This window comes from Gammaproteobacteria bacterium (genome assembly GCA_016765075.1).
GTDB lineage: Bacteria > Pseudomonadota > Gammaproteobacteria.
This window is the reverse complement of sequence record JAESQP010000082.1, coordinates 19,559-28,756: the sequence shown is the minus strand read 5'-3', so window position 1 is coordinate 28,756 and position 9,198 is coordinate 19,559. Positions and strand designations below refer to the sequence as shown.

Sequence of the window (9,198 nt, the reverse complement as noted above, 5' to 3'; positions counted from 1 at the left end):
TATTACTCTTGAAATTAATAGGTATTATTTATGTCTACTACTACCGGCACCGTCAAATGGTTTAACGAATCTAAAGGTTTTGGCTTTATTGAGCAAGAATCTGGTCCAGATGTTTTCGCACACTTCAGTGCTATCTCTGGTTCAGGCTTCAAAACTTTGGTTGAAGGCCAGAAAGTTGAGTTCACTGTAACTCAGGGTCAAAAAGGCCCACAAGCAGAAAATATCGTACCGCTCTAGTAGTCGGATCACGATTGGCCTGCATTGCTTAGATTCATATAGGTAATGCAGGTTAGCCTTTAGCCATCTCTTTCTTAGGGTGGCTAAGAGCTAAAAGGGCAAGCCTTTGGGCCTGCCCTTTTTTATTGCTCGCAACAAGCTGGTATTTTACTCCATTAGTGTGTATCGATTACGCGCTCAATCCCGTTTCAGCAAAGACGCCGCGACACAATATACCAATCTAAGGACATTCACCTTGAGTAAAATTGATTTCTCATCCCTTACCTTGCATCCTGCTCTATTAGACAACCTTACTTCTTTGGGGTATCACACCATGACCCCTGTTCAGGCGAAAAGTCTACCCTTTATCCTGGACGGTAAAGATGTGATTGCTCAGAGTAAAACAGGGTCAGGGAAAACCGCAGCATTTTCTTTAGGCTTATTACAAAAGCTCGATGTAAAAAGCTTTTGTGTGCAATCACTGGTGTTATGCCCAACCCGTGAATTGGCAGACCAGGTTGCCAATGAATTACGCAAGCTCGCCCGCACTATTGCTAACGTTAAAGTATTGACGCTTTGTGGTGGCGTTTCGTTTGGGCCACAAGTTGGCTCGCTAGAGCACGGTGCGCATATTATCGTGGGTACGCCAGGCCGGGTGGAAGAACATTTGCGAAAAAACACGCTAAAACTGGATAGTTTGGCCACGCTGGTTTTAGACGAAGCAGACCGTATGTTAGACATGGGCTTTGAAGAATCGCTTGATGCGATCATTGAACATATACCGAGTCAGCGTCAAACGTTATTGTTTAGTGCGACTTACCCTGATCAAATACGCACTATCGCCGATCGTATTATGACCAAGCCAGCGATGGCACAGGTAGACGCTAGCCATGTTGGCGACAATATCCAACAGATTTTTTATAAATTTAGTAGTAATGGTAACGGTAAGCGCTTAACAGCCTTGCGTTTAGTGTTACTACATTATCGCCCTGAGTCTGCTTTGGTGTTTTGTGATACTAAAGTGGAAACCCGAGAAGTGGCTAATGAACTTTGTCACTATGGTTTTAATGCTATTGCCTTACATGGTGATATGGAGCAAAGAGACCGCGATCAAACCATGATTCGTTTTGCCAATAAAAGTGCTTCTATACTGGTTGCAACAGACGTTGCTGCACGTGGCTTGGATATCGAAGCGCTGGATGTCGTCATTAATTATCATATTCCTCGTAACAATGAAGTACATACCCACCGAGTCGGTCGTACAGGACGTGCAGATAGAAAAGGTATTGCATGCACTTTGTACAGTGACAAAGAAGGCTATAAAATTGAAAGACTACAAGCCTGCCTTGATCAGGTTTTTACAACTGAGCCATTGCCGCCACTCACTTTATTAGAACAAAGCATTTATCAACCATCCATGACAACATTACAAATTGATGGTGGCAAAAGACAAAAAGTTAGGCCGGGTGATATTTTAGGTGCGCTGACTGGCGATGTTGGTATCGCAGGCAGCCAGGTTGGCAAGATTCAAATTTGTGATAGCTGGGCTTACGTCGCCATTAATCGTGACGTGGCTCAGGTTGCACTGAAAAAATTACAGAATGGAAAATTGAAAGGACGTTCGTTTAGAGTCAGGCAGATATAGCGCGCAGTTTTGCTATTTGTCAGACCTATATTTAACATCCCTTAGCTAGCCGCCAGTGTTTCTTCGCGTATTATTTTGGCGTTGAACGTTGCCGCCTGACGTTTTTTGCTGGCCACCATATTTTTTTCTGGCGCCGTGCTTATGGCCCTGCGCATTTTCTCCAGAACGTTGTCCATCCTTGTGTTCAAATTTTACTTTTTTGGGTTTCTTGGTTTGTCTTGGTTTATTTAAATGGGTCGTTGGCACATCATGCGTGGGTTCAAAGCCATCAACCATTTTTCGTGGTAACAGTTGTTGAATAAGTCGCTCAATATCTGATAGTTGCTTGACTTCATCGGCGCAGACTAAGGAGACGGCTTGGCCGCTAGAGCCAGCGCGGCCGGTGCGGCCGATTCGGTGCACATAGTCTTCAGGTACACTGGGCAAATCAAAATTGACCACCTGTGGCAGTTGGTCGATATCTATGCCTCGTGCTGCAATATCGGTGGCGACCAAGACACGAACCGAACCATTTTTAAAATTTGCTAAAGCTTTAGTTCTTGCGCCCTGGCTTTTGTTGCCGTGAATCGCTGCGGCTTTAATGCCCGCTGTTTCTAGCTGACGTGTTAAGCGGTTGGCACCATGCTTGGTTCGCGAAAAGACCAACACCTGTTGCCACTCCTCACTGTGAATTAATTCGATGAGCAGTGCTGATTTTTGTTTTTTATCGACCGGACATATCCAATGGTCAACTGTTTTCACCGTGGTATTACGTGGACTAACTGAAATTTCCACAGGGTTTTTAACCAAACCTTTGGCGAGGTTGCGAATGTCATTCGAAAATGTAGCCGAAAACAACAGGTTTTGACGTTGTTTAGGTAAGGCCGCGATAATTTTTTTGATGTCACGAATAAAACCCATGTCAAGCATACGGTCTGCTTCATCCAGCACTAATATTTCGAGCTGTTTAAATTCCACTGCATTTTGATGGTATAGATCGAGTAAGCGGCCAGGTGTGGCGACCAAAATATCGACGCCTTGGCGTAACTTCATCATTTGAGGGTTGATCTTGACGCCACCAAATACAACGGCAGAGCGCAATGGTAAATTTTTGCCATAGGTAGCGACGCTTTCAGCAACCTGAGCTGCTAGCTCACGAGTGGGTGTGAGCACAAGGGCGCGCACTTGGTTAGCCTGAGCACGCTCCCCTTGTGATAATAACTCCAATAATGGCAGGGTAAAGCCTGCTGTTTTTCCAGTGCCTGTTTGTGCGGCCGCCATGACATCTTTGCCTTCAATAATGGCAGGTATTGCTTGCGTTTGAATGGGTGAAGGCGTGTCGTAGCCTTTTTCGGCGACAGCTTGAAGAATCGGAGCCGATAAGCCCAGAGAGGAAAAACTCATAGTATATGTCTCAGTTTGATGCGTTTTATGGCGGGAGCCGCCGAGATGGCGGCGGTGAAGCTTACCTTAACGGCTTGGTAATAGCTACAGTCCGTTGTGTTGCTTGCAAGCAACACAACTATAGGGAGTATGAAGAGCTTTGTTTGCTACATAAGGCTCTACCCTAATCCCCAGATAGAAACACGTATACTGCACAAGCTCTTGATCCCACAGTGAAACAAAAAATAGCCGCCGAACCTACGGGTGCGACTAATATTTTTTGTTTCACTGTGAAATCAATATCTCGCACATTACATCGCGTTTCTATCTGGGGATTAGGGCTCTACTGGGAAGTTGTTTTTTTTGATTTCCATAGATAATGACTGTAGATAAAGCCAATAGCCAGATTATTGTCTGTTTCAACCAATGGGGAGTCGTCAAACTCAGCACCGCTAATATTGTCATAACGTAAGAACACAATCAGTAAGCGTTTGCGGCTTTTGGATGTCAATGTTAGCGATGCACGTGCACCAGAGTAACCGCCGCTGGACGTGTAGGCTGGTCGATTGGTTGTGGCAAATTGCTGATCGACACCATAGTAAACATTGTTAAATTTGCTGTCGCTAAACTGAGGCCCGAGAGATACGCCGATGTGCCATGGGGTTGGGTTCGAGGAGAGCTGGTGTAAATAAGCGATATTAGGTGAGAAAGTGTAGCCGGCCTGCTCAACCCCATCACTGCTAATGTCAAAATTACTGCGAACGGGTAGTCTTAGCAGCCATTCATTGTGGTCGCGTTTGCTTAGCGTGATTTCAAGTGATGGACCAATTTGCAGTAAATTGCCAATGTCCGGTAGCCCGCGACGTAGTTCAACTTCATCGCTATCCACAGCAAGGTTGAAATCCAGGCTCAGATCCAGTTTGTAGCGTTGTGTTTTTGACAGCTGCGCACGTATGCCTTCATCGTCTGATTTAAATACATCTCCGCGATAGATAATAAAGGGTGCTGGGAAAGCAAAGGTGCGAGTGTCTTTAGTGCCAGTATAGTGGGACTGGTGTAAACCCCCGGCGCCGAGCGCAAATTCCCATAGTGGTAATTCTTCAGAGTGGCTGTATTGTGCAAACGTCAGGGAGAAGAATATAAATATGAATCGACGAAATTGCTTCATGTCTGCTTTATCTTCTGAATGTGGTTACGGATTTTAGCAAAAAATAGTGTAGGCCGCGTAGGTGCCACGGCCTCTGCAATATAAATAGAAGACATTTTGTGCTAGATTCACTCGTTATCCTTTAATCTGTTCAACTCGTGCGTACTGTATGCAAATCCGTTTAATCGACTATGAATCGACGACTGCCGCAGGCATTAATAGGCGGGCATTGCGTGAGGCAATCACTTGCCAGCGTAGTGGTTTGCGACGCAATGATTTTCCTGGGTCTACAGTAGATACCTGGATAGGGCGTATTCCTGAGATTGACGATATAGACCTGGGTGTGTGGCAAAGTCGTAATAACGCATTAGCCACGCTTGGGTTACAGCAGGGGACGATTGCTCAGACCTTGCAAGCGCAGGTCAAACGTTTTTCTGCCAGCCGTATTGGCATTGTTATGGGGTCGAGCACATCCAGCATTGACCGCACCGAACTTGCCTATACGGATTTGACTGAGGCAGGACAGCTAAAACCACCCTATCAACAAGCCAATGTACACAACCCGCATTCATTGAGTCTGTTTGTTGCACATTATACTGGCGTGACCGGACCTGCTATGACGATCAATACTGCTTGCTCGTCTTCGGCAAAAGTATTTGCTGCTGCGGCACGGTGGTTGCGCAGTGATATTGTTGATGCAGTGTTGGTGGGTGGTGTCGATACTTTGTGTTTGAGCGTATTGCATGGTTTTAATTCGCTGCAACTTGTTTCATCTCAAGCTTGTCGTCCATTTGATCAAAATCGCGATGGCATTAACCTGGGTGAAGCCGCTGGTTACGCGATTTTAATGTGTGCAGACAAGGTTGAAGAGGATGTGGGAGTGGCATTAAGCGGTTATGGCGAAAGCTCCGATGCACACCATATGTCGCATCCTCATCCAACAGGGCTGGGCGCGAGGCTAGCCATTGAGCAGGCTTTGCAGCGAGCCAGCTTGATAGCGCAGGACATTAACTACATTAACTTGCACGGCACTGCCAGTCGAGTCAATGATTTGATTGAGGGGCGCTTGATTGCAGAAACTTTTCCGCGTAGCACGCAATGCTCATCGACCAAGGGCTGGATGGGGCATACGCTTGGTGCCGCTGGGATTACTGAGGCATTAATTGCTGTTGATGCGCTGCGCAACAATTACATTCCAGGTTCCATGAATTTGTTTGATCTGGATGAGCGACTGGATTTTTCTATACAAGCGGCTAATCAGCAGCGTGATATTAGCCATGTCATGTCAAATTCCTTCGGTTTTGGTGGCAATAATTGCAGCCTGATTTTTAGCCGGGTTTGAGGTAAGTCATGAGTCGTTTGAGTTGCAAAATCGTGGCCTTAGGTGCATGTGGGGCAGGCTTCTTTGATTGGCCTGGTTTGCAAGATTTATTGCAAGGTAGGGTAGCTATAGAGAATATTGCCGCAGAGGATATGACGGGTAATCCCAAGCCCGATATTATTCCTGCCAATGAGCGCAGACGAGCACCTTTACCAGTACGTTTAGCTGTGGAGTCTTCGTGGCAAGCAACGCAATCGTCAGGCTTGAATGCAAAAGAGCTAAGCTGTGTTTTTGTCTCTGGCATTGGTGATACCCAGTTGACAGACTATATGTGCAAAGTATTAGCGACCGACAACAAGCAACTCTCGCCAACTAAATTCCATAATTCAGTACACAATGCAGCAGCTGGATATTGGACAATGAGCACAGGGTGCATGAAGGCTGCTAGTTCAATTGCAGGGTTTGGCGAGTCTGTACCGTTAGCATTGCTAGAGGCCATTGTGCAGTGCGTTGCAGAAAATATACCCGTGCTGCTTACTTTTTACGACGCACCAAGTTGTACCGTGCTGCAAGGTTTATTGAAAAATGATAAACCTTTTTCTGTGTCAATGATTATCGTGCCGCTGGCCAGCAAAAAAGAGGGCAGGCTATTGACAGTTAAAGTGAAACAGCGAGCAGTAGGCTGGCCAGTGGTTGACTTGCCGCCAAAGCTTCAGCATTGTTACGAGAACAATCCGGCAGCTCGGCTGTTGCCAATTTTAGCAAAAATAAGCAATCAAAATGATCCGTCAGGTTTGTCGTTAAACATGCCGTTGAGCACAGGATCATCACTTGCTATTACAATTGGTTGAGCATTGCCATGATTAAAAACAGGGTTAAAAATAAAGCAGATGTCACCATTATGGGTGGCGGCCTTGCTGGTCTTGGTTTGGCTCGTCAGCTAAAACGCAGTACGCCAGAACTGGATGTGTTGATTGTTGAGAGAAACAAATTTCCGGTGCCTGATACTACCGCAAAAGTGGGTGAATCAACGGTTGAGCTTGCATCACATTATCTTGTTGACACTTTAGGATTGAAAAAACATTTTGAACAATCCCATTTGAGGAAACATGGCTTGCGTTGTTTTTTTGGGACGCCAAGCAATGACTATTCAGAACAAGACGAGCTTGGTGTTAGTGAATTGTTTGGCATCCCAACCTATCAGCTTGATCGTGGCGTTCTTGAAAACCACCTTCACGATGAGCTAATTAATTTAGGCGTTAATATTGTAGAGGGTGCGACAACGAAAGAAGTGTCCTTGGGCAAACAAAATCATTGTATTAAAGTGGCAACTGATGAAGGAGAGAAAAATTTCTCAAGCAGGTGGCTTGTTGATGCAGCAGGCAGGCAAAAACTCATTAGCAATAAATTAAATTTAACCAAGACTGTTGGTCACAAGGGTAATGCAGTTTGGTTTCGTATTGACCGCCGAGTAGTGCTTGATACATGGTCTGAAGAAGCACAATGGCAGAATCGTTTGCAAGATAAAGGTACGCGTTGGTTGAGCACTAATCATCTTACTGGGCCAGGTTACTGGGTTTGGGTGATTCCATTAGGCACGGGAACGACGAGTATTGGTATCGTTATGGATGACCAGGCGTTAGAGCAAAGCGGTATTACATCGCTTGATGAAGCGCTACGGTGGCTTGATACGCATCAACCTCGGTGTGCGGAAGCTATTTCCGGCGCTAAAGTACTGGATTTTTGTTTGATTCGAGATTACGCCTATGGCTGCAAAAAAATGTTTTCTGATGATGGTTGGTGTCTAACTGGTGAGGCAGGAGCATTTAGTGATCCGTTTTATTCGCCAGGCAGTGATTTTATCGCCATTAACAATACCTTTATTGATCATTTGATTGCGTGTGAGAAATCGGGCCAAGATATTCGCCGCGACAGTGCACTGTTTCATGTATTTTATAATTCTTTTTTTGATAATACGTTGTCACTTTATTCTCACCAATATGGTGGTTTTGGTGATCGCAGAATGATGGGGGTAAAACTATTGTGGGACTATTCCTATTATTGGGGCGTGTTAACATTGTTGTTTTATAAAAATGCAATGACAGATGCAGAATTAATCCTTGATCTTAATCCACTGCTTAAACAAGCGAGCAGCCTCAATGCGACTGTTCAAGAAAAACTGCGTGATAGAGCGAAAAAGCGCTTAGTTTTGCCTGCTCAAGGCGTATTCCTCGATCAATATAAGATTCCGTGTTTACGACATTTTAATAATGTACTAAAAGCAAGTGAGAGCATTGATATAAAAACCGCGTTAGTCGAAAACGTCGCTATTCTTAAACGTGTTGCAGCGTATTCAATTGATATATTGGCTGATAATGCAAGCGCCAATGTTGCTGATGATGAGCGAGATTTGTTTGGTGATTATCGGCAATCTTTGTTGGCTTAGAATTTGTTGATAACTGCTGGATGTTAACAATACTGAAAACAGGCGCTCAGGCAGTATTGCTTGTTATCACACTAACTTATCCTTTTGTTGTGTATTGGGGTTTGAATAATTACGGACCAGCTGTGCTTGCGGCTGTCTTATTTTTATTGCTGTTGTTGAGGTTTTTGTTTTTCAGAAGACAGGGTTGGGGGCAAGGAGCCTTATTAATTTTCTTTGCGATATTTTGTGCTGTCGTTATTGGCTTTGATAGTGAAAATTTATTGCGTTATTACCCCGTGCTCATGAGTCTTGCTGTCGCCGTTGTCTTTGTTTTATCTCTAACATCAGAGATGACCGTGATAGAACGTTTTGCGCGTTTATCAGGGCAGCCACCACCTAATTATGCAAAAACATATTTACGTAATTTGACTAAAATATGGTCTGGGTTGCTAGTATTGAATGCATTTGTTGCGGGCTATAGTGCGTGCTGTATGTCACTGCAAAGCTGGACACTTTATAATGGCATATTGTCGTATGTATTTTTTGCCTTGTTTATGGTGTTGGAATTGATTTATCGACAGTTTTATAAAAGAAAATGTATTGGTATGGGCTTGTCTTAATATTTGTATTGGTATGGGTTGAAATTGTGGATGGCAATAATTTAACTTTAATAAGTGACGTTGATTCGATAGAAGCTCTGCGTAACCGGTTTGTTACAGACGAGTGGCCTAAATTTCTTGCTTTTCAACAAAACAACTTGACGATTACGATACGTTTGTCTGTGCTGAAATCATTGCAGTGGTTTGACGGACACTTCCCCGAGAATCCGATATTGCCCGGTGTAGTACAGGTGCATTGGGCATGTGAGCTAAGTAAATTACTATTCTCTATTACGACACCTTTCGAAAAAATTACCAAATTGAGGTTCAAAACTGTGGTGCTTCCCGATACAAAGTTAACATTGTTGCTTGAAAAAAATGTTGATTTGAAGCATATAGCCTTTCTCTATACTTGTGATGATGCCGTTATATCCAGTGGTAATGTGAGATTTAAAGAAGCGCAATAAATTGCAAATATTTTTG

At 44.3% G+C, this 9,198-nt stretch carries 9 protein-coding genes; 7 read left to right on the top strand and 2 right to left on the bottom strand.

Going from position 1 to position 9,198, the window contains the following annotated elements:
- The first annotated feature begins 30 nt into the window (after nt 1–30).
- Together JKY90_04895 and dbpA are read left to right on the top strand one after the other, a co-directional pair.
- The gene (locus JKY90_04895; GenBank protein MBL4851603.1) at nt 31–237 is read left to right on the top strand and encodes a cold-shock protein; all 207 of its coding nucleotides are present in this window, start codon (nt 31–33) and stop codon (nt 235–237) included.
- A 235-nt stretch (nt 238–472) separates the two neighbouring features.
- On the top strand, nt 473–1,861 hold the full coding sequence (gene dbpA, locus JKY90_04890) for an ATP-dependent RNA helicase DbpA (protein ID MBL4851602.1): 1,389 nt from the start codon (nt 473–475) through the stop codon (nt 1,859–1,861).
- A gap of 45 nt (nt 1,862–1,906) precedes the next feature.
- Here the strand turns inward: dbpA and JKY90_04885 are convergent, their stop codons facing one another.
- A complete protein-coding gene (locus tag JKY90_04885; protein MBL4851601.1) occupies nt 1,907–3,244 on the bottom strand; it encodes a DEAD/DEAH box helicase in 1,338 nt (445 codons plus the stop codon).
- A gap of 322 nt (nt 3,245–3,566) precedes the next feature.
- Nucleotides 3,567–4,391: a MipA/OmpV family protein gene (locus JKY90_04880; GenBank protein MBL4851600.1), complete on the bottom strand. Its 825-nt coding sequence runs from the start codon at nt 4,389–4,391 to the stop codon at nt 3,567–3,569.
- A 148-nt stretch (nt 4,392–4,539) separates the two neighbouring features.
- Between JKY90_04880 and JKY90_04875 the strand changes: the two genes are divergently transcribed.
- From JKY90_04875 to JKY90_04855, 5 genes are read left to right on the top strand one after another with little or no spacing between them, the layout of a single operon-like run.
- Nucleotides 4,540–5,712, top strand: coding sequence for a beta-ketoacyl-ACP synthase (locus JKY90_04875; protein MBL4851599.1), 1,173 nt, complete (start codon nt 4,540–4,542; stop codon nt 5,710–5,712).
- Nucleotides 5,713–5,720: 8 nt separating this feature from the next.
- Nucleotides 5,721–6,542: a beta-ketoacyl synthase chain length factor gene (locus JKY90_04870; protein ID MBL4851598.1), complete on the top strand. Its 822-nt coding sequence runs from the start codon at nt 5,721–5,723 to the stop codon at nt 6,540–6,542.
- Between the two features lie 8 nt (nt 6,543–6,550).
- A complete protein-coding gene (locus tag JKY90_04865; GenBank protein ID MBL4851597.1) occupies nt 6,551–8,137 on the top strand; it encodes a tryptophan 7-halogenase in 1,587 nt (528 codons plus the stop codon).
- Nucleotides 8,138–8,157: 20 nt separating this feature from the next.
- On the top strand, nt 8,158–8,736 hold the full coding sequence (locus tag JKY90_04860) for a hypothetical protein (protein MBL4851596.1): 579 nt from the start codon (nt 8,158–8,160) through the stop codon (nt 8,734–8,736).
- A 26-nt stretch (nt 8,737–8,762) separates the two neighbouring features.
- A complete protein-coding gene (locus tag JKY90_04855; GenBank protein ID MBL4851595.1) occupies nt 8,763–9,182 on the top strand; it encodes a hypothetical protein in 420 nt (139 codons plus the stop codon).
- The last annotated feature ends 16 nt before the right edge of the window (nt 9,183–9,198 follow it).